This is a genomic window from Billgrantia tianxiuensis (genome assembly GCF_009834345.1).
GTDB classification, from domain to species: Bacteria; Pseudomonadota; Gammaproteobacteria; order Pseudomonadales; family Halomonadaceae; genus Halomonas; species Halomonas tianxiuensis.
On the sequence record NZ_CP035042.1, the window covers coordinates 4,690,227 to 4,716,055 of the forward strand.

General features: G+C 64.9%; 21 protein-coding genes and 3 pseudogenes. 15 read left to right on the forward strand and 9 right to left on the reverse strand.

The features are described from left to right. The first annotated feature begins 45 nt into the window (after positions 1–45). Genes metX through EKK97_RS22000 form a run of 4 tightly spaced genes read left to right on the forward strand, consistent with a single transcriptional unit; the run spans position 46 to position 2,636 of the window. Positions 46–1,203 (forward strand): homoserine O-succinyltransferase MetX, encoded by a 1,158-nt coding sequence (gene metX / locus EKK97_RS21985; protein WP_159555220.1) that lies wholly within the window; start codon positions 46–48, stop codon positions 1,201–1,203. Then, entirely contained in the window at positions 1,203–1,805 is a 603-nt protein-coding gene (gene metW, locus EKK97_RS21990) for a methionine biosynthesis protein MetW (RefSeq protein WP_159555905.1), read from the forward strand. The genes metX and metW overlap by 1 nt, the downstream gene beginning before the upstream one ends. Before the next feature lie 40 nt (positions 1,806–1,845). Beyond that, a complete protein-coding gene (locus EKK97_RS21995) occupies positions 1,846–2,304 on the forward strand; it encodes a DUF4426 domain-containing protein (RefSeq protein WP_159555222.1) in 459 nt (152 codons plus the stop codon). Between the two features lie 2 nt (positions 2,305–2,306). Further along, the gene (locus EKK97_RS22000) at positions 2,307–2,636 is read left to right on the forward strand and encodes a Rieske (2Fe-2S) protein (RefSeq protein ID WP_159555224.1); all 330 of its coding nucleotides are present in this window, start codon (positions 2,307–2,309) and stop codon (positions 2,634–2,636) included. On the opposite strand, the gene sfsA is transcribed toward EKK97_RS22000, so the two are convergent. Both sfsA and EKK97_RS22010 read right to left on the reverse strand, forming a co-directional pair. Further along, the gene (gene sfsA, locus EKK97_RS22005; protein ID WP_159555226.1) at positions 2,595–3,353 is read right to left on the reverse strand and encodes a DNA/RNA nuclease SfsA; all 759 of its coding nucleotides are present in this window, start codon (positions 3,351–3,353) and stop codon (positions 2,595–2,597) included. The genes EKK97_RS22000 and sfsA overlap by 42 nt on opposite strands. Before the next feature lie 8 nt (positions 3,354–3,361). After that, positions 3,362–4,522, reverse strand: a complete 1,161-nt coding sequence (locus EKK97_RS22010; protein ID WP_159555228.1) for an aminotransferase class I/II-fold pyridoxal phosphate-dependent enzyme — start codon at positions 4,520–4,522, stop codon at positions 3,362–3,364. A 227-nt stretch (positions 4,523–4,749) separates the two neighbouring features. On the opposite strand from EKK97_RS22010, the gene dksA reads away from it, so the two are divergent. The 11 genes and pseudogenes from dksA (at position 4,750) to EKK97_RS22060 (ending at position 16,907) form a co-directional block, all read left to right on the forward strand. After that, complete coding sequence (gene dksA, locus EKK97_RS22015; protein WP_111415238.1) at positions 4,750–5,187, forward strand: RNA polymerase-binding protein DksA; 438 nt, start codon at positions 4,750–4,752, stop codon at positions 5,185–5,187. A gap of 87 nt (positions 5,188–5,274) precedes the next feature. After that, positions 5,275–6,153, forward strand: a complete 879-nt coding sequence (gene gluQRS, locus EKK97_RS22020) for a tRNA glutamyl-Q(34) synthetase GluQRS (RefSeq protein WP_159555230.1) — start codon at positions 5,275–5,277, stop codon at positions 6,151–6,153. A 9-nt stretch (positions 6,154–6,162) separates the two neighbouring features. Then, on the forward strand, positions 6,163–6,339 hold the full coding sequence (locus tag EKK97_RS24075) for a hypothetical protein (protein ID WP_197448823.1): 177 nt from the start codon (positions 6,163–6,165) through the stop codon (positions 6,337–6,339). Beyond that, positions 6,329–9,286: an ATP-binding protein gene (locus tag EKK97_RS22025; protein WP_159555232.1), complete on the forward strand. Its 2,958-nt coding sequence runs from the start codon at positions 6,329–6,331 to the stop codon at positions 9,284–9,286. The genes EKK97_RS24075 and EKK97_RS22025 overlap by 11 nt, the downstream gene beginning before the upstream one ends. Then, positions 9,264–10,658 carry a sigma-54-dependent transcriptional regulator gene (locus EKK97_RS22030; protein ID WP_159555234.1) on the forward strand — a complete coding sequence of 465 codons (1,395 nt, stop codon included), beginning with the start codon at positions 9,264–9,266 and terminating at the stop codon, positions 10,656–10,658. Before EKK97_RS22025 ends, EKK97_RS22030 begins: the two co-directional genes overlap by 23 nt. Before the next feature lie 866 nt (positions 10,659–11,524). Next, a pseudogene (gene pcnB / locus EKK97_RS22035) lies at positions 11,525–12,921 on the forward strand (polynucleotide adenylyltransferase PcnB). Beyond that, positions 12,918–13,421 carry a 2-amino-4-hydroxy-6-hydroxymethyldihydropteridine diphosphokinase gene (folK, locus tag EKK97_RS22040; RefSeq protein WP_159555236.1) on the forward strand — a complete coding sequence of 168 codons (504 nt, stop codon included), beginning with the start codon at positions 12,918–12,920 and terminating at the stop codon, positions 13,419–13,421. Before pcnB ends, folK begins: the two are co-directional and overlap by 4 nt. Positions 13,422–13,531: 110 nt before the next feature. Then, positions 13,532–14,323, forward strand: a complete 792-nt coding sequence (gene panB / locus EKK97_RS22045; RefSeq protein WP_159555238.1) for a 3-methyl-2-oxobutanoate hydroxymethyltransferase — start codon at positions 13,532–13,534, stop codon at positions 14,321–14,323. A gap of 30 nt (positions 14,324–14,353) precedes the next feature. Further along, positions 14,354–15,201, forward strand: a pseudogene (panC, locus tag EKK97_RS22050) (pantoate--beta-alanine ligase). 32 nt (positions 15,202–15,233) lie between these two features. Further along, positions 15,234–15,614: an aspartate 1-decarboxylase gene (gene panD, locus EKK97_RS22055; protein ID WP_159555240.1), complete on the forward strand. Its 381-nt coding sequence runs from the start codon at positions 15,234–15,236 to the stop codon at positions 15,612–15,614. Between the two features lie 117 nt (positions 15,615–15,731). Then, on the forward strand, positions 15,732–16,907 hold the full coding sequence (locus tag EKK97_RS22060) for an acetyl-CoA C-acetyltransferase (protein ID WP_159555242.1): 1,176 nt from the start codon (positions 15,732–15,734) through the stop codon (positions 16,905–16,907). Positions 16,908–17,102: 195 nt separating this feature from the next. Here the strand turns inward: EKK97_RS22060 and pnp are convergent, their stop codons facing one another. The 7 genes and pseudogenes from pnp to rimP form a co-directional block, all read right to left on the reverse strand. Next, a complete protein-coding gene (gene pnp, locus EKK97_RS22065) occupies positions 17,103–19,235 on the reverse strand; it encodes a polyribonucleotide nucleotidyltransferase (protein ID WP_159555244.1) in 2,133 nt (710 codons plus the stop codon). 165 nt (positions 19,236–19,400) lie between these two features. Then, positions 19,401–19,670 (reverse strand): 30S ribosomal protein S15, encoded by a 270-nt coding sequence (gene rpsO, locus EKK97_RS22070; protein WP_086510454.1) that lies wholly within the window; start codon positions 19,668–19,670, stop codon positions 19,401–19,403. Positions 19,671–19,772: 102 nt separating this feature from the next. Beyond that, positions 19,773–20,690 (reverse strand): tRNA pseudouridine(55) synthase TruB, encoded by a 918-nt coding sequence (truB, locus tag EKK97_RS22075; protein WP_159555246.1) that lies wholly within the window; start codon positions 20,688–20,690, stop codon positions 19,773–19,775. 10 nt (positions 20,691–20,700) lie between these two features. Next, positions 20,701–21,099 (reverse strand): annotated as a pseudogene (gene rbfA / locus EKK97_RS22080) (30S ribosome-binding factor RbfA); the annotation flags it as partial. 18 nt (positions 21,100–21,117) lie between these two features. Continuing rightward, positions 21,118–23,640 carry a translation initiation factor IF-2 gene (gene infB / locus EKK97_RS22085; RefSeq protein ID WP_159555248.1) on the reverse strand — a complete coding sequence of 841 codons (2,523 nt, stop codon included), beginning with the start codon at positions 23,638–23,640 and terminating at the stop codon, positions 21,118–21,120. A gap of 27 nt (positions 23,641–23,667) precedes the next feature. Next, complete coding sequence (gene nusA / locus EKK97_RS22090; protein ID WP_159555250.1) at positions 23,668–25,161, reverse strand: transcription termination factor NusA; 1,494 nt, start codon at positions 25,159–25,161, stop codon at positions 23,668–23,670. Positions 25,162–25,214: 53 nt separating this feature from the next. Then, complete coding sequence (rimP, locus tag EKK97_RS22095; protein ID WP_159555252.1) at positions 25,215–25,676, reverse strand: ribosome maturation factor RimP; 462 nt, start codon at positions 25,674–25,676, stop codon at positions 25,215–25,217. Positions 25,677–25,829: the final 153 nt, after the last annotated feature.

Below are 25,829 nucleotides of genomic sequence, written 5' to 3' on the forward strand. Positions count from 1 at the left end.
CCGTCCGCCTCTGGCGGACCTCAACGACTGGACATAGAACGACACATGCCCGAGTTTCCCGATGACTCGGTCGGCCTGGTGACGCCGCAGACGGCGCACTTCGACGACCCCTTGGCCCTGGCCTGCGGCAGGACGCTGCCGGCTTATGATCTGGTCTACGAGACCTACGGCACGCTCAATGCCGAACGCTCCAATGCGGTGCTGATCTGTCACGCCCTATCGGGCCATCACCATGCCGCCGGCTATCATGACGCCGACGAGCGCAAGCCCGGCTGGTGGGATGCCCACATCGGCCCGGGCAAGTCGATCGACACCAACCGCTTTTTCGTGGTCTCGCTGAACAACCTGGGCGGCTGCCACGGCAGTACCGGCCCGAACAGCACGAACGCTGCCACGGGACGCCTGTGGGGCCCCGACTTTCCCATGGTCACGGTGAGCGATTGGGTGCACAGCCAGGCACGCCTGGCCGATCGCCTGGGCATCGAGCGCTTCGCCGCCGTAATCGGCGGCAGCCTCGGTGGCATGCAGGCGCTGCAGTGGAGCCTGACCTACCCCGAGCGGGTCGCCAACGCGGCCATCATCGCCGCCACGCCCAAGCTCTCGGCGCAGAACATCGCCTTCAACGAAGTGGCTCGCCAGGCGATCCGCTCCGACCCGGATTTCCACGACGGCTGGTACACCGAGCACGGCACCGCTCCGAAGCGCGGCCTCAAGCTGGCGCGCATGGTAGGTCATATCACCTACCTCTCGGAAGATGCCATGGGCAGCAAGTTCGGCCGCGACCTGCGCAGCGAGGACCTGAATTTCGGCTATGACGTCGAGTTCCAGGTCGAATCCTATCTGCGCTACCAGGGCGATACCTTCTCTACCGCGTTCGATGCCAACACCTACCTGCTGATGACCAAGGCGCTGGATTACTTCGATCCGGCCGCGGAGCATGGCGGCGTGCTGGCCGATGCCGTCGCTCCTAGCCGGTGCACGTTTCTGGTGGTGAGTTTCACCAGCGATTGGCGTTTCCCGCCATCACGCTCGCGGGAGCTGGCCAACGCGTTGACACGAGCCGGCAAGCCGGTGAGCTATGTCAACATCGACTCGCCTCACGGCCATGACGCCTTCCTGCTGCCGGAGCCGCGCTACCAGGCGGTTTTCTCCGCCTTCATGTCACGCGTCGCCCGTGAACTGGGCCTGGAGAAACGAGCATGATGCGCGCCGACCTGGAACTGATTCATCGCTGGGTGCCTGAGGGTGCCCACATCCTCGATCTGGCCTGTGGTGACGGCACTCTGCTCGAGGCCCTGGCGCGGGACAAGGGCGTCACCGGCTACGGCCTGGAGATCGATCCGGAGGGCATCACGGCCTGCATCGCCAAAGGCGTCAGCGTGATCGAGCAGAACCTCGACGAGGGGCTGGTCCACTTCGAGGACGACACATACGACCTGGTGATCATGACCCAGGCGCTGCAGGCGCTGCGTCGTCCTGATCGCATGCTCGACGAAATGCTGCGGGTAGCCGATGAGTGCATCATCACTTTCCCCAACTTCGCCTACTGGCGTCATCGGGTGCACCTCGGCATTCGCGGCTACATGCCGGTCTCCAAGTCGCTGCCGCACGCCTGGTACGATACGCCCAACATCCACCTGTCGACCTTCAACGACTTCGAGCACCTGTGCCGCGAGAAGGGGCTGCGCATCACCGACCGGGCCGTGGGTATCGGCGACCGCGAAGGCCACTGGGCCACGCGGCTATGGCCCAACCTGTTCGGTGAAATCGCGATATTCCGCGTCGAGCGCCAGGATCGCCGATGACCGCCAGCCGTCGACCGGCAGCCTAGTCAAGGAGAGCGCCATGCTGAAATGTCTGTTGTCGTACCATCGTGCTCTGGCCGTTGTCCTGCTGCTGGGGCTGCTGCCGCTTTCGGGCCAGGCCCAGCAGTTCGAGAGGATCGGCAACTACCAGATTCACTACAGTGCCGTGAGCACTAGCTTCCTGCCCGAATCGGTGACCGAGGCCCATGGCATCCAGCGCAGTCCCGCCCTGGCGCTGCTCAATGTCAGCGTGCTCGAGGATGTCGATGGCGAACTGCGCCCGACCAACGCTTCGGTCAGTGGCACGGTAGGTGAACTCCAGGGCGAGCGCACGCCGCTGCAGTTCCGCACCCTGCGCGAAGGCAGTACACAGTCGCAGGTTGCGGTGTTTCGCATCCGCGACGACGAGCCGATGCATTTCGCGCTCGAGGTTCGCTACGACCGCAACCAGGAGCCGGCCGAAGTGGGTTTCATCCAGCGCTTCCATATCGATCGCTGAGCATGGCTGACATCATCGCTCGGCTGGGCCAGCTCGAGGCCTCTGCCTCATACGGCCTGACGTTGCCCGACGGCCGCCACGTCTTTCTGGTGCGCGTGCACGACCAGGTCAGCGCTTTCGTCAACCGCTGTCCTCACCAGGGCGTACCGCTCAATCTTCCGGAGGGGGATTTTCTCGAGGCGGGCGGCGAGCTGATACAGTGCGGCATGCACGGCGCGCTGTTTCTGCCGGAAACCGGCGAATGCGTATTCGGCCCCTGCCAAGGGCGCTTCCTGGAAGCGCTGCCGATCTCAATCGATGCCGAGGGCAACATTCACCTGGCGGGTGAGTGACACCGGAAGCCGGGCCCCCAGCGTGATCGCCACCGGGCTGCCGTTCTGCCAGCCGACCTCGCAGCCGTGCGCCACCACCTCCACGCCCCGTTCGACCACGGCCCGGAGCGTGGCGGCATAGGCCGGGTCGAGATGTGCCGCAGGGGCCACGTCGCGAATACCGGTGTGGGCCACGCAGAACAGCAGCACCGCACGCTGCCCCTGTTCGGACAGGGCCGCCAACGCCAGCAGGTGCTTGCGGCCTCGCTCGCTCACCGCATCGGGGAAGTAGCCGTGGCCATCGAACTCCTTGAGTGTCACCTGCTTGACCTCGACGTAAGCGCTGCCACGCTCGTCATCGTCGAGGCGAAAGTCGAGCCGCGCTCCCTCTACCCTGGCCTCGCGTCTGAGCGTGGCATAGCCGGCCAGCGCCGGTACCCGCCCTGCGCTCAGCGCCTCCTCGACGATGCGATTGGTACGCCCAGTATGCACCGAGGCTAGCGCCACGCTACCGTCGGGCTGGGTCAGCTCGATCAACTCCCAGGTCCAGGCCAGCTTGCGAGCCGGGTTGTCGCTGGGCGCCAGCCACACGCGACAGCCCGGCACGTTGACTGCCCGCATCGAGCCGGTATTGGGGCAGTGGGCTACCACTTCGCGGCCGTCGTCAAGGCGTATGTCGGCGAGAAAGCGCTTGTAGCGACGCAACAACACGCCGGGAACCAGGCGGGGATATTCCATCTCGACTCCTACATACGCGCCAGGAAGCGCTCGAGTCGGCTCACCGCTTCCTCCAGGCGGGCGATACCGGTCGTGAAGGCGATACGCACGTGGTGCTCGCCGCCGTTCACGGCGAAGTCGACCCCGGGCGTGATGGCGACATTCTCCTCCTCCAGCAGGCGCTGGCAGAAGACCTGGCTGTCGCGGCTGTAGCGCGAGATGTCGAGCCACAGGTAAAAGGCCCCCTGGGGCGGCAGCGATGGCGCCAGGCCAAGCCGGGCGAGACCCGCCAGCAGCGCATCGCGGCGCCGGCCAAGTTCGTGGCGGCGCGCCTCGAGCAGCTCTCGGCACTCGGGGGTGAAGGCGGCCAGCGCCGCATGCTGGGCCGGAGTAGGCGCGGCGAGGAACACGTTCTGTGCCAGCCGGGTCAGCGGCTCCACGGCCTCCTGCGGTGCCAGTAGCCACCCTAGGCGCCAGCCGGTCATGCCGAAGTACTTGGAAAAGCTGTTGACCACGAAGGCATCCGGCGTGAGCGACGCCACCGTCAGCGGCTCGAGGTCATAGCTGAGACCCTGATAGATCTCATCCACCAGCAGGTAACCGCCGCGCTCGGCCACCGTGTCGGCCACCGCCTTCAGCTGTGCCGCATCGAGCATATGGCCGGTAGGGTTGGACGGCGTGGCGAGCATCACCAGCCGGGTCGCGTCTTGCCAGTGCCGTGCGATGAGGCTGGCATCGAGCTGCCAGCCGCTGTGCGGACCGATGGGCACGTTGTCCACCTCGGCGCCGGCCAGGGCCATGAAGTGGCGATTGCAGGGGTAGTTGGGATCGGCCATCAGCACTCGATCACTGCGACCGACCAGCAGTTGGCTGGCCAGCAGCAGCGCCCCGGAAGCCCCCGGCGTGACCAGGATCCGGGCGGGATCGACCTCTGCACCGAAGCGCGCGGCATAGTGCCCGGCGATCGCTTCGCGCAGCACCGGCAGCCCCGCCGCCGGGCTGTAGCGCGTATGGCCGGCCGCCAACGCCGCGCGTCCAGCCGCCACCACCGGCTCGGGGGTGGCGAAGTCGGGCTCGCCCACCTCGAGATGGATGACATCGTGCCCGGCCGCCTCGCGTGCCTGGGCAGCCTCCAGCAGACTCATCACACGAAAGGGCGCGACGCGTTCAACGCGCGAATTCCACGGCATCTAAGTCTCCTGAATACTGATTAAACGACCGCCGGTGGGCACTTCTACCGTTTCAGCGGTCAAAAAACCATACCATCGATTCGGCCTGCTGGGAGGCCCCGCCTGCATTCGTGGGGTATTGCAAAACTCGTCGAATTCCGATAAACAAGCATGCCTTTGGCGTGAGATACCTTGCACGACGTGCGGCGGGTATTGATCAGCAGTCACTCAAGTAATGAGGCAGTCCCATGCCAGTAGCAGACAAAAAAGCGGAAGCGCCCAAAAAATTCACCCCGTACGAGGCGGCACCGGGTGAAGAGTACATGAACGAGCAGCAGCTTGAGCACTTCCGACAGATCCTACTGGGCTGGAAACAGGAGCTCATGGAAGAAGTGGATCGCACGGTGCGCCATCTGCAGGAAGAGGCGAACAACTACGCCGACCCCGCGGACCGGGCCACCCAGGAAGAGGGCTTCAGCCTAGAGCTGCGTACCCGCGACCGCGAACGCAAACTGCTCAAGAAGATCAACGAGACGCTCGAGAAGATCGATGAAGACGACTACGGCTTCTGCGAGGCCTGTGGCGTCGAGATCGGCATTCGTCGCCTGGAGGCACGTCCTACCGCCACGCTGTGCGTCGATTGCAAGACCCTGGCCGAGCTCAAGGAAAAACAGCTCGGCGGCTGATGCCTCTTCGGTGAGCGTCATGCCGTTTCGCAACGGGCACCGCTGGGTGCCCGTTTGCATGTCGGACACCGTTGCCAGGAGCCAATCATGACCGGCTACCGCGGCCGCTTTGCCCCCACGCCTTCGGGCCCCTTGCACTTCGGTTCGCTGATCGCGGCCCTGGCCAGCTTTCTCGATGCCCGCCGCACCGGCGGCGAGTGGCTACTGCGCATCGAGGACATCGATCCACCGCGCTGCCCGGCGGGAGCGGCCGATACCATCCTGCGCCAGCTCGAGGTCTTCGGCCTGCACTGGGACGGCCCGGTGCTCTGGCAGCACGACCGCGCCCCGGCCTACGCTGCCGCGCTCGAGCGGCTCGAGGCACTGGGCTTGGCTTACCCTTGCACTTGCTCGCGCAAGCAGTGGCGTGAACATTCGATCTATCCTGGCTGGTGCCGTAAAGGTCCGTGCGCGCCAGGCCAGCCGGCTGCCTGGCGACTGCGCAGCGATCTCGGCCTGCGTCCGGTAGTCTGGCAGGATCGGCTGTTCGGCGAGCAGCGCTTCGATCCCGCCGTCCTCGGCGACGTGGTGCTCCGGCGCAAGGATGGGCTATGGGCCTACCAACTTGCCGTGGTGGTGGACGATGCCGACCAAGGCATCAGCGATGTGGTGCGAGGCCATGACCTGCTCGACAACACACCCTGGCAGCGCCAATTGCAGCACGCGCTGGGCCTGCCCGAGCCGCGTTACCTCCATCTGCCCTTGATCGTCAATCGCGAAGGCCAGAAGCTGTCGAAGCAGAACCTGGCCCCCGCGCTGCCGCTCGAGGACGCTCTGGTGCGTCCGCTGCTGCATGGCGCCCTTGTCTCTCTCGACCAGGCGCCGCCCGTCGAGCTGAGAACAGCGCCGGTGCAGGAGCAGCTTGCCTGGGCCATTGGCCACTGGGAACCGTGCCGAATCCGTCCCGAGGCCCATCGCAGGGAGTGAGGAGCCCCCATGTACGTCTATCGCATCATGCTGTTCCTGGTCTTCGGCGGCTACCTGCTCTCGCCGCTGCTGATGAGCGGCTGGTCTAGCCCCGGCGTGGCCTGGTACCGCCCCTTCGCTATCTGGGGCGTGTTGATCGCCCTGACGCTGTGGCTCGAACAGAAGAGAAAACTCGATGAGCGCTAGCCTGACCAGCGTCTTCGTCCTGGGCGCCGGCTACCTGTTGCTGATGTTCCTCTGCGCACTGGCGGTGGAGCGAGGTTGGCTCAGCCGCAGGGTGACACGCCATCCGGCCGTCTACACCCTGGCGCTCGGCGTCTATGCCAGCGCCTGGGCGATCTACGGCAGTCTGGAACTGGCGGCCGATTCGGGCTATGGCTACCTGGCCTACTACCTGGGCGTGGCCGGCGCCTTCCTGCTGGCCCCGGTGCTGCTGGTACCGATCCAGCGCATGACCCGCACCCACCAGCTCTCCTCGCTGGCCGACCTGTTCGCCTTCCGCTTTCGCTCGCGCTGGGTCGGCACTCTGATCACCGTGATCAGCCTGCTGGCCGTGATGCCGCTACTGGCGCTGCAGGTCCAGACTCTGGGCGACGCCGCCTACCTGATGACCGGCACCACCTCACCATCCCTGTTCGCCCTGGCCCTGTGTCTACTGATCGCGCTGTTCGCGATGACCTTCGGCACTCGCCGTGGCAAGGGCACCGCCCGGCACGACACCCTGCTCGCCGTGATCGCGCTCACGTCGGTGGTCAAGCTCGTCGCCATGCTGGCGCTGGGCGCCTTTGCCTTGTTCGTCGTCTTCGCAGGCCCCGCCGATCTACAAAGCTGGCTGGATGGCCCCGGACAGGCCTACCAGGCCAGCGTGATGCAGCCCGACGCCGCCCACTGGCGCACCCTGCTGCTGCTGTTCTTCGCCGCCGCGCTGCTGATGCCGCACATCTTCCACATCACCTTCGCCGAGACCCTGTCGCGCCATACCTTGCTGCAGGCGAGCTGGTCGCTGCCGTTGTTCCTGCTGCTGATGGCGATTCCCGTGCCGCTTATCCTGTGGGCCGGCCAGCGCCTGGGTACGCATGACACCATCGGCGCCGCCTACCTCGCCTTCAGTCTGTCCGAGTCGTTCTGGATCCAGGCCCTGGCCTTCCTCGCCGGCCTGGCGGCCACCAGCGGCACCATGGTGATCATCGCCATGGCGCTGTCGGGCATGGTTCTCAATCATGTCCTTCTGGTGGCCCACCCGCCCGAAGCGCAACCCAACCTCTACCGCTGGCTGCGCTGGCTGCGCCGGGCGCTGATGGCCATCGTCATCCTGGGCGGCTGGCTGTTCTACCGTACGGTCGGCGTCCATCACGACCTGACCACCCTGGCCCTCGCAGCCTTCGTCGGCATGGCCCAGTGCCTGCCGGGGCTGCTGGCACTGCTCTACTGGCCGGGCGCCAACCGCAAGGGCATGGTGTCGGGCCTGGTGGTGGGAGTATTGATCTGGCTCGTCGGACTGTGGCTGCCATTGCTCACCGGCCTGCCCACCCTGATCCTGATCCCACCGGGTCTGGAGCTGCTCGCCGGGGAGCCAGACTGGTACGTGGTAACCCTGGTATCGCTGGCACTCAACGTACTCGTCTTCATCATCGTGTCGCTCGCCACGCGCACTTCCGAAGGTGAACGCGCCGCCGCCGAGGCCTGTTCGGTGGACGCCGTGATCCGCCCCAAGCGGCTGCCGTTGATCGCCACCACCGGCGAGGAGTTCAAGCAACCCCTGGCCCAGGCCCTGGGCGAGGAGGTGGCCCAGCGCGAAGTGGAGCGTGCGCTCACCGACCTTGGCATGTCGCCGCTCGATGGGCGCCCATATGCCCTGCGCCGGCTGCGCGATCGCATCCAGGCCAACCTCTCCGGCCTGATGGGCCCCTCGGTGGCGCAGGACATCGTCGATCGCTACCTGCCCTACCGCCGCAGCGGCCAGGAGCCCACTGATGACATCCACTTCGTCGAGAGCCGGCTCGAGGCCTATCGCTCACGACTGACCGGCCTGGCTCGTGAACTCGACGGTCTGCGCCGCTACCACCGTCGCATTCTCGCCCGACTGCCGGTAGGGCTATGCGCCTTCGGCGTCGATGACGAGTTGCTAATGTGGAACGATGCCCTGGCCGATCTTTCCGGCATCGATGGCTCGAGCGTGGTAGGGGCACGCCGCGACGGCCTGCCGAGCCCCTGGAGCGAGCTATTGGGCCGCGCCTTGGCCGCACCCAGCGACCAGCTCTACAAGCAGCCGGTCGAACTCAAGGGTGGCACGCGCTACCTGACGCTGCATCGCGCCGAGCTACAGGCCGACGACGACGTGCGCGGCGGAACCGTGATCCTGATCGAGGATCACAGCGAGATGAAGTGGCTGGAGGACGAGCTGGTACATGCCGCACGACTGGCATCGATCGGTCAGCTGGCGGCCGGGGTGGCCCATGAGATCGGCAACCCGGTGACCGGCATCTCGTCACTGGCGCAGAACCTGCGCTACGACACCGACGATCCCGAAGTGCTGGAGACGGCACGCCAGATCCAGCAGCTCACCGACCGTATCTCGCGCATTGTCAGCTCGCTGGTCGGCTTCGCTCACGGCGGCCGCCACGTCAAGGGCACCACGCTGGCCCCGGTCTCCATCGCCACCATCGCCGACGAGGCACTGCACTTGATCCAGTTGGCACGCTCGGGCGAGGATGTCCATTACCACAACCGCTGCTCCGCCGACTTGACGGTTCTCGGCGACGCTCAACGTTTGCAGCAGGTCATGATCAATCTGCTGACCAACGCGCGCGATGCCAGCGAACCGGGCGGGCTGGTGGTGATCGATGCCGTGCCCGAAGGCAGCATGCTGAAGGTCACCGTGACTGACGAAGGGCATGGCCTCGACGACCGGGTTCGCGAGCACCTCTTCGAGCCTTTTACCACCACCAAGCCACCGGGAGAGGGCACCGGACTTGGGCTGCCGCTGGTCTACAGCATCGTGGCCGAGCATCATGGCAGGATCGAGATCGAATCACCGCCCCCAGGACAGCAGCGCGGTACTCGCATCTGTCTATGGCTGCCCACCGAACGAGAGGATGGTGAACATACCGATGAGCCGGATTCTGATCGTTGAAGACGAAGCTATCATCCGCACTGCGCTACGCCGGCTGCTGGAGCGCCACGGCTACGCGGTCAGCGAGGCCGGCTGTGTGGATGAGGCGCTCGCGCTGGAGCCGCGCAGCTTCGACCTGGTAATCAGCGATCTGCGCCTGCCCGGCGAGCCCGGCACCGACCTGATCGAACAGGCCGCACCAGTGCCGGTGCTGATCATGACCAGCTATGCCAGCATGCGCTCGGCGGTCGAATCGCTGAAGCAGGGCGCCGTCGACTACGTGGCCAAGCCCTTCGACCATGACGAGCTGCTGGAAACCGTGTCGCGCGTCTTGCATCAGCAATCGTCGCATCGCGCCGCACCGCCTGATATCACCGATGCCGGGGGCTCGCGCCAACAGATGATCGGTGAGTGCGCGGCCATGCAGGCGGTCTACACCCGCATTCGCAAGACGGCGCCTGCCGACGTCACCGTACTGATCCAGGGTGAGTCGGGTACCGGCAAGGAACTAGTGGCCCGCGCCATTCATCAGCAGAGCCAGCGCACCCATGCGCCCCTCATCTGCGTCAACTGCGCGGCCATTCCCGAGACGCTGATCGAATCGGAGCTGTTCGGCCATGAGAAGGGCGCCTTCACTGGCGCCAGCGCCGCCCGCACCGGCCTGGTCGAAGCCGCCGATGGCGGCACCCTGTTTCTCGATGAGATCGGCGAGCTGCCGCTGGATGCCCAGGCACGTCTGCTGCGGGTACTTCAGGAGGGCGAGATCCGCCGCATCGGCTCAGTGGAAACGCGCCATGTCGACGTGCGCCTGATCGCCGCCACGCACCGTGACCTGCGAGCACTCTCCAAGACCGGTGAGTTCCGCCTCGACCTCTACTACCGGCTCAACGTGATGCAGATCGACCTGCCGCCGCTGCGCGAGCGCGAGGACGACGTTCTGCGGATCGCCGAAGTGCTGTTGGAAAAGGCCTGCAAGCGTCACCACCGCGAGGGGCTACGCCTATCGCGCGCGGCGCGGCGTGAAATTCGCGATTACCCCTGGCCCGGCAATGTGCGCGAGCTAGAGAACGCCCTGGAACGTGGCGTTATCCTCGCCGAAGGCCACCTGATCCACCCGGATGACCTAGGGCTGTCAGGCAGCCCGGCATCACAGCCCCGTGGAACGACCGAACCACGACCGATGCCCGCCAATCCGGCGGTGGAAGACGAGGAGAATGCCGAGGAGGACCTCTCGCTGGAGGATTATTTCCAGCATTTCGTGCTGGAACACCAGGACCACATGAGCGAGACCGAGCTCGCCCAGAAGCTGGGAATCAGCCGTAAGTGCCTCTGGGAACGACGCCAGCGACTGGGCATTCCGCGCAAGAAGCAGGCGCGACGCAGCAGCGCCTGACCTATCGGGCACGCTCTCTACAGCTCTCTCTACGACTAACGTTCAAGCGCCTTCGACTGGTTCACCGAAGGCGCTTTTTCTTGCCCGGCCGGACCGCCATGCACCAGGTGTTACCTTCCCACCCAGAATTTGCCCCGACATGGCGCAACAGGGGTAACACATCTGCCATGCAGAGCCAGGCCACCTCGGAGACGAACTCATAACCCACTGTTCTTAATACACAAAAAACGACGTTGGCATGTGCCGTGCAACATACAAGACAAGAAAAACAACATCCGGCTGCCACCCGAGCCAACAAGAACAACAAGGCATCATGGGAGGCAGAGCCTGCGCCAACAAAAACAACGGCAGGCTGAAAGAGACGCGGCCAGGGGCAATAACAACAACATGCCTCGGAGAAGCCGCTCTTCGCTTTGCCCAACAACAACAAGACCCGAGCGAAGCACCGGATCCATCAGGACGCGACGCGCCAACCCCGGCCCACAACAAAAACAATGGCCGCAAGCGCGCACCTTCGGCAACAACATCAACAAGCCGAAGGCAGGCATATCATCCATGCCGTCGTGGTTGGATTATTGTTTTGAATACGAGGCGGTCGCAACCAGGAACGTCAACAATCACAACAACACTGTTTACCTGTGACTCTTGGTGACTGTGGTGCGTATTCAAGGCGATGCGCCATCACGAAGAAGAAGCAGCCGCAAGGACGCAGCACCGTTTAGCTTGTCAGAGGAGGCCTAACGGCCTCCTCTTTTGCTATGCCCGCTCCAACGATGTGCTTGCGGTGAATCCGCCCGGCGCTTTGCAAGGTGTCGGTGGTCGGCTACACTCTACAACTTTCGCACACTGCGAGTCGAAATCGCCGCATGTTCAAAGGATTTACCCGCTTTCTACAGAGCCCTGGTGCACATTTCAGGACACTCTTCGGCCCTCAGGATGCTTCCGGGGGCAGTCTGGCCCTCGAATCATCCCCCGCGATCAGCATCCCGTTTCGCGCCAGCATTTCAGCGAGCCGGCACTGAAGGTACTCTATCGCCTGCACAATGCCGGATTCGAAGCCTATCTGGTCGGTGGCTGCATTCGCGACTCGCTGCTCGGCAAGATGCCCAAGGATTTCGACGTCGCTACTGATGCAACGCCGGAGCAGGTGCGCGAGCTGTTCCGCAATTCACGCATCATTGGCCGACGCTTTCGCATCGTTCACGTTCGCTTCGGTCGCGAGGTGATCGAGGTCACCACCTTTCGCGGCACTCACGGCGACGACCATGGCGACCATATCGCGCAGCAATCGGAGCATGGCCTGCTGCTGCGCGACAACGTCTGGGGCAATATTCAGGAAGACGCCATTCGCCGCGACTTCACCGTCAACGCGATCTACTACAGCATCGCCGACTTCTCGATCCACGACTTTGCCGAGGGCATGCGCGACATCGAAACGCGCACCCTGCGCCTGATCGGCGACCCGGCCGTGCGCTATCGCGAAGACCCGGTGCGCATGCTGCGTGCAGTTCGCTTCGCCGCCAAGCTGGACTTCCATATCGCGCCCGGCTCGGAAGCACCGATCAAGGAGCTGGCGCCACTGCTGCTGCAGATTCCTCCGGCGCGGCTGTTCGACGAGGTGCTCAAGCTGTTCATGGCCGGGCATGGTGTCGAAACCTTCCGTCTGCTGCGCCATTACGGCCTGTTCGCCATGCTGTTTCCTGAAACCGAGGAAATCATGGCCGAGCTGCCTTGGGCCGCCCCGCTCATCGAGCAGGCCCTGGCCAGTACTGACAAGCGTATCCACGAAGAACGCCCGGTGACCCCGGCCTTTCTCTTCGCCGCCCTGCTGTGGGGGCCCGTACAGCGCCGTCAGACCGCTCTGGAAGCCGAAGGCACGCCGCCCATCCCGGCGCTGCAGCTTGCCTCGCAGCAGGTCTTGTCGCGCCAGTTGCAGCATATCTCGATTCCCAAACGCTTCAGCATGCCGATGCGCGACATCTGGGACCTTCAGCAGCGCCTGCCCCAGCGTCGCGGCAAGCGCGCACCGCAAACTCGTGAGCATCCGCGCTTTCGAGCCGCCTATGACTTCCTGCTCCTGCGTGAGGCCGCGGGTGAGATCGAGCCTGGCCTCGGCGAATGGTGGACCGCTTATCAGGAAGGCGACGAGCACGAACAGCGGCGCCTGCTCGAGAAAGCCGGCGGCGAAGGCGATCCAGGCGGAAAGACGCGCCGTCGGCGTCCACGCAAACGGCGTCGGCGCAGCTCACCCGGCAACTCATGACGCCGTTCATCGATGTTTACGTCGGGCTTGGCAGTAACCTCGACGACCCGGTCGACCAGGTCCGCCGCGCACTCGACGAACTCGGCACACTGCCACTGACCCGATGCCTTGCCGCATCACGGCTCTACGTCAGTCGTCCAGTTGGCCCCCAGGACCAACCGGATTTCATCAACGCCGTCGCCCACCTGCGAACGCGACTCTCCGCTCTCGCCCTGCTTGATCAGTTGCAGGCACTGGAACAACGTCATCGCCGAATTCGCCAGCGCCACTGGGGTCCCCGCACCCTCGACCTCGACCTGCTACTGTACGGTGATGACACGCTGTCGCTGCCGCGGCTGCGCGTGCCGCATCCGGAAATGACGGCACGTGACTTCGTTCTACTGCCGCTCGTCGAGCTGGCACCGCAGCTGCGGTTGCCGGATGGACGTCGTATCGCCGAGCTGGCGGGAACCCACTCTGCAGCAGGCGAGGTCAAAGTGTTACCTTGCAGGAGCAACTGAGGCGCAAGGTGTTACCGGTCGACACGACTGCCGCATTCTGGTAACAATCACGCGCAGCACTGGACGCCGTGCCCCGGCTCAGGCGCCCTGAAACACAACGAGAGCACGCCATGAAAACCGTCACGCTAAGCACGCTGCAGGCCTACAAGCGCGCAGGTGAAACCTTCAGCTGCCTGACCGCTTACGACGCTTCTTTCGCGCGTACCGCCGCTGATGCCGGCATCGAGGTACTGTTGGTCGGCGATTCCCTCGGCATGGTGCTGCAGGGGCATGCCAGCACCCTGCCGGTCACCATCGACGAGATCGCCTATCACACCCGCTGTGTGGCACGTGCCAAGGGTCCCAGCCTGCTGATGGCCGACCTGCCGTTCATGAGCAATGCCACCACCGAACGCCTGCTGCAAGACGCCGCCGTGCTGATGCGCGCCGGCGCCGAGATCGTCAAGGTCGAGGGCGAGGCATGGATGGCCGAGGGCATTCGTGAGCTGACCCGCCGCGGCGTGCCGGTGTGCGCCCACCTGGGACTGACGCCGCAGACGGTCTACCAGCTTGGCGGCTACAAGGTGCAGGGCCGCGACGCCGAACGTGCCGCCCAGATCTTGGAAGACGCCCGTACCCTGGTCGAGGCGGGCGCCTCGGTCATCCTGCTCGAGTGCGTGCCGGCAAGCCTCGGCCGCGCCATCACCGAAGCCCTCGAGGTCCCGGTGATCGGCATTGGCGCCGGCCCGGACACCGACGGCCAGATTCTCGTCATGCATGACGTGCTCGGCGTCACCCATGGCCGCACGCCGCGCTTCGTCAAGAACTTCATGGCCGAAGCCGACGACATTGCCGGCGCATTCCGCCGTTATCATGAAGAGGTCAAGGCGCGACGCTTTCCTGCCGAGGAGCACTGCTTCTAGCTCTCGCTCGCTACCTTCTGGAGCCCGCTGATGCGTACCCTGCAAGACATTCCTGAGCTGCGCGAAGCGCTTGGCGAATTCCGCCAACGCGGCCAGCGCATCGGGCTGGTGCCAACCATGGGCAACCTGCACGAGGGTCATCTGGCGCTGGTGGCAGCTGCCCGGCGCCATGCCGATGTGGTCGTGGCCACCGTTTTCGTCAACCCACTGCAGTTTGGCGCAGGGAGGATCTCGACGCCTATCCGCGCACCCTGCTCGACGACCAGGCGAAGCTGGAAAGCGCCGGCTGTGACCTGCTGTTCGCACCCAGCGACGCCACACTCTACCCTAACGGCCTGCAGGACCTCGCCCAAGTTCGCGTACCGGTGGTCAGCGAGGGGTTGTGTGGTGGCTCGCGGCCTGGCCATTTCGATGGTGTCGCCACCGTGGTCAGCATCCTGTTCAATCTGGTGCAGCCCGACGTGGCCTGCTTCGGCGAGAAGGACTACCAGCAGCTGGCGGTGATCAGGAAGCTGGTCGCCGACCTGCACTTCCCCATCGAGATCGTCGGCGTGCCGATCGTGCGCGCCGACGATGGCCTAGCCCTCTCTTCGCGCAACGGTTATCTCGACGAGGCTGAACGCGCCACGGCACCCGAGCTTCAGCGCACCCTTGCCATGCTGCGCGAGAAACTCGAGGCCGGTGAGCCCGTCGAGGCCACCTTGGCCACGGGCCTGAACCGATTGCAGGAATGTGGCTTCGTTCCCGATTACCTGGAGCTTCGCGCCGTCGGTCTCGAACCGGTGACCGCAGAGACTCGTGAAGCCGTGCTGCTGGCCGCAGCCCGCCTGGGCACGACCCGCCTGATCGATAACCTGACCCTGACCCTGCCGCGCTAAGGCGGCCTCCCACGCCCGAGGAAAGCGTCCGCATGTACACCATCATGCTCAAGGCCAAGCTGCACATGGCCCGCGTCACCCACGCCGTGCTCAACTACGAAGGTTCCTGCGCCATCGACGGCGAGCTGCTGGACATGTCCGGCATTCGCGAGAACGAGCAGATCCAGATCTACAACGTCGAGAATGGCCAGCGCTTCACCACCTATGCCATTCGCGCCGAGGAGGGTTCGCGCGTCATCTCGATCAACGGAGCCGCCGCCCACCTCGCCGGCCCCGGCGACCGCGTCATCATTTGCAGCTATGCTCACTACAGCGAGGCCGAACTGGAAACTCACCAGCCAAGCCTGGTCTACCTGCAGGAAGGCAACGCCGTTAGCCATACCAGCAACGCCATTCCCGTCCAGTTCGCCTGATCGGCCGAGGCAGCTTGTGGCACCGTTCTCTGCAATCGCCAGGAGGCATTGCCGCAGTGCACAATTGTCGCCTATGCTGGTCCCGCTAACGTCAGCGAACGACTCAGGAGAATTCCAATGAAAGACGTGGTGATCGTTGCCGCCCGCCGCACCGCCATCGGCGCCTTTGGGGGATCGCTTGCCGGCATTCCCGCCAGTGATCTCGGCGCCCTGGTGATCAAGGACATTCTGGCCTCGACCGGCGTGGCTGCCGACCAGATCGACGAAGTGCTGCTCGGCCAAGTGCTCACCGCTGGCGTAGGCCAGAACCCGGCGCGCCAGGCCGCCATCAAGGCCGGTCTGCCCGCCGCGGTGCCCGCCATGACCATCAACAAGGTCTGCGGCTCCGGCCTCAAGGCGCTGCACCTGGCGACCCAGGCGATCCGCTGCGGCGACGCCGAACTGATCCTCGCCGGTGGCCAGGAGAACATGTCCGCCTCACCCCACGTGCTGCCCAACTCGCGCAACGGCCAGCGCATGGGCGACTGGAAGGCCATCGACACCATGGTGCATGACGGCCTGTGGGACGCCTTCAACGACTACCACATGGGCATCACCGCGGAGAACCTGGCCGAGAAGTACGGCATCACCCGCGAAGCCATGGACGAGTTCGCCGCCGCCTCCCAGCAGAAGGCCGCCGCCGCCATCAGGGAAGGACGCTTCAAGGGGCAGATCGTGCCGGTGGAGATCCCCCAGCGCAAGGGCGACCCGGTGGTCTTCGATACCGACGAGAACCCGCGCGAGGTCACCGCCGACAAGCTCGCCAGCATGCGCCCCGCGTTCAAGAAGGACGGCACCGTCACCGCCGGCAACGCCTCCTCGCTCAACGACGGCGCCGCCGTGGTGATGATCTGCTCCGCCGACAAGGCCCGTGAACTCGGCCTTGAGCCGCTGGCGCGCATCGCCGGCTACTCGAACGCCGGCGTCGACCCGTCGATCATGGGCATCGGCCCGGCACCAGCCACCCGCCGCTGCCTGGAGAAGGCCGGCTGGAGCCTGGAAGATCTCGACCTGGTCGAGGCCAACGAGGCCTTCGCCGCCCAGGCACTCTCGGTCAACAAGGAACTCGGCTGGGATACTTCCAAGGTCAACGTCAACGGCGGCGCCATTGCGCTGGGCCACCCCATCGGCGCCTCCGGGTGCCGCGTGCTGGTCACTCTGCTGCACGAGATGATCGCCCGCGACGCCAAGAAGGGCCTGGCCACGCTGTGTATCGGTGGTGGGCAGGGTGTCGCCCTCGCCATCGAGCGCTAAGCACGTACCGCGGCACGAGCGGCGCCGGGGGCAGGACGTAGCGGAGGTCTTTTGCCAGGGAAGGAAAAAGTAGCGCCCAGGGAAGGGTTTACAGCGCCTCCGCAAAGGCCTGTCGCCGGATCAGCCGCGATGCTAAAAAACCGCCCCCATGGCCTGTGGCCATGGGGGCGGTTCGCGTTACGGCGTCGAGTACGCTTACAGCGCGGTCTCGGCCTGCTCGGCTTCGAAGGCGGCCTTCTCTTCCGGCGTGATCTCCTTGATGGTGAGCTTCACGCGGTTGCGGTTGTCGATGTCGAGCACCTTGACCACCACCTCGTCACCTTCGTTGAGGAAATCGCGCACGTCGTTGACCCGCTCGGGCACGATCTGCGAGATGTGCACCAGACCGTCGGTCCCCGGCATGATGTTGACGAAGGCGCCGAAGTCGGCGATACGCACCACCTTGCCGCGGTAGAGCTTGCCGATCTCGGCTTCGGCGGTGATGGCGAGTACGGTGTCGATGGCCTTCTTCGCCGCCACCTTGTCCTCGGCGTAGATGCGCACGGTACCGTCGTCGTCCAGGTCAATGGAAGCGCCGGTGTCTTCGCAGATCTTGCGAATGGTGGCACCGCCCTTGCCGATGACGTCGCGAATCTTCTCCGGGTCGATCTTGATGGTGGCCATGGAAGGCGCGTTCTCGGAGATCTCGGCGCGGCTCTGGCTGATCACCGTGTTCATCTGCTCGAGGATGTGCAGGCGGGCTTCGTGAGCCTGCTGCAGGGCGATCTCCATGATCTCCTCGTTGATGCCCTCGATCTTGATGTCCATCTGCAGCGCAGTGACACCGGCGGCGCTACCCGCCACCTTGAAGTCCATGTCGCCCAGATGGTCCTCGTCGCCGAGGATATCGGTGAGCACGGCAAAGCCGTTGTCGTCCTTCACCAGGCCCATGGCGATGCCCGCTACCGGTGCCTTCATCGGCACGCCAGCATCCATCAGTGCCAGCGAGGCACCGCAGACGGAAGCCATGGAGCTGGAACCGTTGGATTCGGTGATCTCGGAGACCACGCGGATGGTATAGGGGAAATCCGCCTCTTCCGGCAGCATCGCCTGCACGCCACGGCGTGCCAGGCGGCCATGGCCGATCTCACGACGCTTGGGACCGCCCATGAAGCCGGCCTCGCCCACACTGTAGGGCGGGAAGTTGTAGTGCAGCAGGAAACGATCCTTGCGTTCGCCTTCCAGCGATTCGATCAGCTGGGCATCGCGCAGGGTGCCCAGGGTGGCGATCACGATCGCCTGGGTCTCGCCACGGGTGAAGATCGCCGAACCGTGGGTCTTGGGCAGGCTGCCCACCTCGATGGCCAGCGGCCGCACGGTCTTCTGGTCGCGGCCGTCGATGCGCGGCTCGCCCTTGATCACGCGTGAACGCACCACACGCTTCTCGAGGCTGGCGAAGGCACCCTTGACCTCTTCGGCATCGAACTGGCCCTCTTCCTCACCGGCCAGCTGCTCCACTGCCTGCTCCTTGAGCGCAGCGAGCGCATCCTGACGCGCCATCTTGTCGGTGACGCGATAGGCTTCGCCGACCTTGGCTTCGAAGGCCGTCGCCAGCGCCTGCTTGAGCGCGGTGTTCTCGGGCGCGGGCTGCCAGTCCCACTTGGGCTTGCCGGCCTCGGCGGCCAGCTCGTTGATTGCACGAATGGCCGTCTGCATTTCCTGGTGGCCGTAGAGCACGGCACCCAGCATCTCGTCCTCAAGCAGCTCCTGGGCCTCGGACTCGACCATCAGCACGGCCTTCTCGGTACCGGCCACGACCATGTCCAGCTCGGAGGTGGTGAGCTCTTCCACGGTGGGGTTGAGGAAGTAGCCCTTCTCCTCGTTGAAACCGACGCGCGCGGCACCGATGGGGCCGTTGAACGGCACGCCGGAGATCGCCAGCGCCGCGGAGGTGCCAAGCATGGCGGCAATATCCGGGTCATGGTTGCGATCGGTGGAGAGCACCGTACAGATGACCTGCACCTCGTTCATGAAACCCTTGGGGAACAGCGGACGGATCGGGCGGTCGATCAGCCGCGAGGTAAGGGTCTCCTTCTCGGTGGGACGCCCCTCGCGCTTGAAGAAGCCACCGGGAATCTTGCCGACCGCGTAGGTCTTCTCCTGATAGTGCACGGAGAGCGGGAAGAAGTCCTGCCCTGGCTTGGTGTCCTTGCGGGCCACCACGGTGCACAGCACCACGGTTTCGTCCATGGTGACCATGACGGCACCGGTGGCTTGGCGGGCGATGCGCCCGGTTTCCAGGGTGACGGTGCTGCGACCGTATTGAAACGTTTTCTTGACCGGATTCACGGCGACTTCCTTCAACTTTTCTCTACATGTATGGGTCGTTTTGACTCGGCGACCATTTTAGGGGTTGACGCGCGTGAGAGCCACCTATACCGCCGCTTTTGCCCCTGAAAACGCAAAACGGGCAGCCCCATGGGGCTGCCCGCTTCGTTTCCAGCTTCGCGTCGTTTAACGACGGAGACCGAGGCGCTGGATCAGCGCCTGATAGCGCGCCAGGTCCTTGCGCTTCAGGTAGTCCAGCAGCTTGCGGCGCTGGTTGACCATGCGGATCAGGCCACGACGAGAGTGGTGATCCTGCTTGTTGGTCTTGAAGTGGTCCTGCAGGCCGTCGATGTTGGCGCTCAGCAGGGCCACCTGAACCTCGGGGGAACCGGTGTCGTTGTCGCCACGGCCGAATTCCTTGACGATCTCGGCCTTCTGTTCAGCGGTAAGTGCCATCTGTATCTCCAGTAAGCAATATGCCTGAAACGTGAATGTGTGAGACCACGCATATTTGCAGTCTCGGGCGTCTCTCCTTGGGGGACAGGCTCGCGCCGCCCCTCACTCGGCTGCCGTATTGAGCAGCCGTTTCGGTGCCACCTCCTGTGGCCCCGTCACCACGCCGAGCCCGAGAAAGGTCTCGTCGCAGTAGAGCCTCGTCAGCTTGCCGGTCTTCTCGCCGGCAGCATCGACGCTGGCCGCCTGGCCGTGCATGAGCCGCTGCCTGGCGCGCTCGTCGACCTCAAGCTTGGGCAGATGCGCCACCAGCACGTCGACCGGCAGCAACGCCGCCTCGCGTTCATCCTGGCCCGACAGCGCCTCCAGTGCCTCCAGCGGCAGCATGCCTTCACTGTCGAAGGGGCCGGTGGCGAGCCGCCGCAGAGCGGTAATGTGAGCCCCACAGCCGAGTGCCCGGCCGATGTCCTCGGCCAGAGTGCGGATGTAGGTGCCCTTGCTCACTCGCACCTCAAGTTCGAAGGCGTCGCCTTCGAAGGCGAGCAGCCGGGCATCATACACCGTCACGCGCCGCACTGCACGCTCGACGCTCTTGCCCTCGCGGGCCAGTTCGTAAAGCTTGCGTCCCTGGTGCTTGAGCGCGGAGTACATCGGCGGTACCTGCTCGATCACGCCGCGAAAGCGCTCAAGCACGCGTTCGATGCCCGCCACCGTCAGCGACGGCACCTCGCAGCGCTCGACCACCTCGCCCTCGGCGTCGCCGGTGTCGGTCACCGCGCCGAGCTGCACCCGGGTACGATAGACCTTGTCGGCCTCGAGCAGGTGCGCCGAGAACTTGGTCGCCTCGCCTAGGCACACTGGCAACAGCCCGGTGGCCATCGGGTCCAGCGTGCCGGTATGGCCCGCCTTCTGCGCCTGCAGCAGGCGTCGTACCCGCTGCAGGGCATGGTTGCTCGACGCACCCTTGGGCTTGTCGAGCAGCAGCACGCCATTGATCGGCAGGCCACGGCGGCGGCGCGCCATCAGTCGCGCTCTCCCCGTCGCCCGACTCGTGCTCGTCGTCGGCGTGGCGAGCACGGTCGCTCTCGACCGCTTCGTCGATCAGCGAGGAGAGCCGCTGGCCACGCACCACGCTCTCGTCATAGTGGAAGCGCAGTTCCGGCACGTGACGCAGCTTGATGCGCCGGGCGATCTGGCTGCGCAGAAAACCTCCCGCCTGCCGGAGCACCTTGAGGTTCTCCTTGATGCGCTCGGGGCTGTCCTCGCCGAGCAGGGTCACATAAACGTCGGCGTAGCCGAGATCACGGCTCACCGTGACCCCGCTGACGGTGACCATGCCCAGGCGCGGGTCCTTGACCTCGCGCTGGATCAGCACGGCCAGCTCCTTCTGCAGTTGGTCGCCGACCCGGTCGGTACGCTTGAATTCGCGCATGCTTCACTCCCGCTGCGGTTACAGCGTCCGCTCGACCTTGACCTGATCGAAGACCTCGATCTTGTCGCCGACCTGAACGTCGTTGTAGTTCTTGACGCCGATACCGCATTCCATGCCGCTGCGCACTTCCTGCACGTCGTCCTTGAAGCGGCGAAGCGACTCGAGCTCGCCCTCGTAGATGACGACGTTGTCGCGCAGCACGCGGATCTTCTTGTTACGGAAGACAGTGCCCTCGACCACCATACAGCCGGCCACGGCGCCGATCTTCGGTGCGCGGAAGACGTCGCGAACCTCGGCCACGCCGACGATCTCTTCCTTCCACTCCGGTGCCAGCATGCCGCTCATGGCCTGCTTGACCTCGTCGATCAGCTGGTAGATGACGCTGTAGTAGCGCAGGTCCAGGCCTTCGCGCTCGATGATCTCACGGGCCGCGGCGTCGGCACGCACGTTGAAGCCGACCACAATGGCCTCCGAGGCCAGCGCCAGGTTGGCGTCGGTTCCGGTGATGCCACCCACGCCGGAGGAGACCACGGCCACCTGCACTTCGTCGGTGGAGAGCTCCTCGAGGGCGCCCTTGATCGCTTCCAGTGAGCCCTGCACGTCGGCCTTGAGCACGATGTTGACCTTGGCCACCTCGTCCTGGCCCATCTGGCTGAACATGTTCTCCAGCTTGGCCTTCTGCTGACGTGCCAGGCGCACCTCGCGGTATTTGCCCTGACGGAAGTTGGCGACCTCACGGGCCTTCTTCTCGTCGGCCACGACCATGAAGTCGTCACCGGCGTCCGGCGTGCCGTCGAGACCCTGAATCTCCACCGGCATGGCGGGGCCCGCCTCGTCGACCTGCTGGCCGAGCTCGTTTGTCAGTGCGCGCACACGGCCGTAGTGCAGGCCGGCCAGCACGATATCGCCCTTCTTCAGGGTACCGTTCTGGACCAGCACGGTGGCCACCGGGCCGCGGCCTCTGTCGAGGCGCGATTCGACCACCACGCCCTTGCCAGGCGCTTCCGGCACGGCCTTGAGCTCGAGCACCTCGGAGACCAGTTGGATCGCTTCCAGCAGATCCTCGATGCCTTCGCCGGTCTTGGCCGAGACATGCACGAACTGGGTGTCGCCGCCCCACTCCTCGGAGATGACGCCGTGCTGGGACAGTTCGTTCTTGACCCGGTCCGGATCGGCCGCCGGCTTGTCGATCTTGTTGACCGCCACCACCATGGGCACGTCGGCCGCCTTGGAGTGTTCGATCGCCTCGATGGTCTGGGGCATGACGCCGTCGTCGGCCGCCACCACCAGGATGACCACGTCGGTCGCTTTGGCACCGCGCGCACGCATGGCGGTAAACGCCGCGTGACCCGGGGTATCGAGGAAGGTCACGCCGCCGTGCTCGTCCTCGACGTGGTAGGCGCCGATGTGCTGGGTGATGCCGCCAGCCTCGCCGGTAGCTACCTTGGCCTTACGGATGTAATCGAGCAGCGAGGTTTTGCCGTGGTCGACGTGGCCCATCACCGTGACCACCGGTGAACGGGTGATCTCCTCGCCCTCGTAGGAGATGCCTTCGAGCATCTCGGTTTCCAGCGCGTCGTCCTTGATCAGCTTGGGCTTGTGGCCCATCTCTTCGACCACGATGGCAGCGGTGTCCTGATCGATGGTCTGGTTGATGGTCACCGCCGCACCCATGGTGAACATGGTCTTGATGACTTCGTTGGCCTTGATCGACATCTTGTCGGCCAGGTCGGCGACGCTGATCGACTCGGGGATCGAAACCTCGCGCACGATCGGCTGGGTCGGCTTCTGGAAGCCATGCTTGCCGCCACCGGATTGGCTGGAGCCACGGCGGCCGCCGCGGCGCTCGGCGCGCTTGACCTTCTTGCCGCCGCCACCACGGCGACGCTCCTCGCGATCGTCACGGTCGTCGTCGTCGCGGTCATGACGCCCCTTCTTGGCCGAGGCCTTCTTGGGCGGCGCAGTACGGCGATCGGTACGGCCCTCCTTGGGCGGCGCGGGCGGCTCCGGCTCGGCCGCGACTTCCTCGGGCTCCTCCTCGAGTTCGGGCACGGGGATTTCAGGCTCGGCAGCAGTCTTGGCCGCCTCGGCCTTGGCGGCCTCCTCGCGCTCGGCCTGCTCGGCACGCGCCTTGGCCTCTTCCGCTTCGCGTGCCTCGCGGGCAGCTTCGGCCTCAGCCATGTCGCCGACGAGCTGGCGCGGCCCAGTCTCTTCCATCGGCTCCGGCTTGGGCGCCTCTTCCTCTTCGGCACGCTTGACGTAGGTACGCTTCTTGCGCACCTGCACTTCGATGGTCTTGCCACGCTCACCGGTCTTGATCCGGCTCTTGGTCTTGCGCGTCAGCGTGATGCGGTTGCGCGCTCCGGCACCGCCACCGCCGTGGCTCTTGGTCAGGTAGTCGAGCAGCTTGCGCTTGTCCTCCTCGGACACGGCATCGCTTTCGGACTTGTGCTCGAGCCCGGCTTCTTTCATCTGTTCCAGCAGACGGGGCACATCGCGCCCCACCTTCGCTGCAAAATCTTTAACGGTCATTTCCGACATCTCGACCCTCCTCAGCCCGTGACCCGTTTACTGTTCGTTCTCGAACCAGGGCGCACGGGCAGTCATGATCAGTGCTGCAGCGCGCTCCTCGTCCATGTCCTCGATGTCCATCAAATCGTCGACGGACTGCTCGGCGAGGTCCTCCATGGTGACGATGCCCCGGCTCGCCAGGATGAAGGCCAGGTGACGCTCCATGCCGTCCATTTGCAGCAGGTCGTCGGCCGGCTGCGCACCATCCAGCTCCTCCTCGGAGGCGATGGCCAGCGTCAGCAGTTCATCCTTGGCACGAGCACGCAGTTCTTCTACCAGTTCTTCATCGAGCTCCTCGATCTCGAGGATCTCCTCGAGGGGCACGTAGGCGATTTCCTCCAGCGTGGTGAAACCCTCCTCCACCAGCAGGCGAGCAAGGTCATCTTCGATATCGAGGTGCTGGATGAAGTGCTCGACCAGGCTATCGATCTCCTGCTCGCGCTTGTCCTCCGCCTCGCCCTCGGTCATGACATTGATGCGCCAGCCGGTGAGTTCCGAAGCCAGACGCACGTTCTGACCGCTGCGGCCAATGGCCTGGGCCAGGTTGTCCTCGGCCACGGCCACGTCCATGGCATGCGCATCCTCGTCGACCAGGATCGAAGCGACGTCGGCCGGCGCCATGGCGTTGATGACGAGTTGGGCCGGATTGTCGTCCCACAGGATGATGTCGACCCGCTCGTTCTGCAGCTCGCTCGATACCGCCTGTACGCGGGAACCACGCATGCCGACGCAGGCGCCAACCGGATCGATGCGCCGGTCATTGGTCTTGACCGCGATCTTGGCTCGCGAGCCAGGGTCGCGCGCCGCGCCCTTGATCTCGATGAGCTGCTCGGCGATCTCCGGCACCTCGATCTTGAACAGCTCGATGATCAGTTCCGGGCAGGTACGCGACAGAATCAGCTGGGCGCCGCGCGCCTCGGCGTCGACCTTGACCAGCAGGGCGCGAACGCGGTCATTCATGCGGTAGCGCTCGCCGGGAATCATCTCGCTGCGCGGCAGGAACGCCTCGGCGTTGTCGCCCAGGTCGATGATCAGACCATCGCGAGTGGTCTTCTTGACGATGCCGGCGACCAGCTCGCCCTCGCGCTCGGCATACTGGCGAACTACCTCGGCGCGCTCGGCCTCGCGCACCTTCTGCACGATGACCTGCTTGGCGGTCTGGGCAGCGATGCGGCCAAAGGCGGCGTTCTCGATCTGCTCCTCGACCACGTCGCCCAGCTTGAGCGGCGGCTCGCGGCGCGCGGCGAAGGACTCCTTGATCTCGGCGTCGGGATTCTCGAACTCATCGTCTTCCACCACCTCCCAGCGGCGGAAGGTCTCGTAGTCGCCGGTGGTGCGGTCGATATGCACCCGCACGCTGACCTCGCGACCCTCGAAGCGCTTGCGCGATGCGCTGGCCAGCGCAGCTTCGACGGCTTCGAAGATGACATTACGGGGCACGCCCTTCTCGTTGGAGATCGCGTCGACGACCGTCAGAATTTCTTTACTCATGCCTATGCCTCGCCAGAAAACCTGTTCTTGTGCACCAACCTTGGCCGGCGACTTCAGTCTTCGAATTGGGGTACCACCCGCGCCTGGTCAATGCTTTCGATAGGAAAACAGTACTCTTCACCGTCGAGCCGCAGCAGCACTTCGTCTTCTTCGACGCCAGCCAGCAGCCCTTGGAACTTGCGCCGCCCATCGAACGGGACACGCAGCTTCAAGGCCACCTGGTGTCCAGCGAAGCGTGCGAACTGATCGAGGGTGAAGAGCGGACGATCCATGCCCGGCGACGACACCTCCAGGCGATACTCACCCGGAATGGGGTCTTCCACGTCGAGCACGGCACTGACCTGGCGACTGACGTCGGCGCAGTGATCCACGCTCACACCGTCGGCATGATCAATGTAGATCACCAACCGGGAGTGCTTGCCCTGGGGACGATAGTCGATCCCCCAGAGCTCGAATCCCATGGCGGTGACCACCGGTTCGATCAGCGCATGCAGCGCAGCGTCCTTGAGTGCCACAGAGAAAGCTCCTACAGCCGTTGCATCAGGCACCTGGCCGGGAGTGAACAGGAAAGCTAGGTGGCTGATTGGCGTTGCCCGGACAGCGCTGCCGACCAAGGGCCGACAGTATGCTGCTAACAAAAAGCCCCTTCGCAGGAAGGGGCCTTTCAC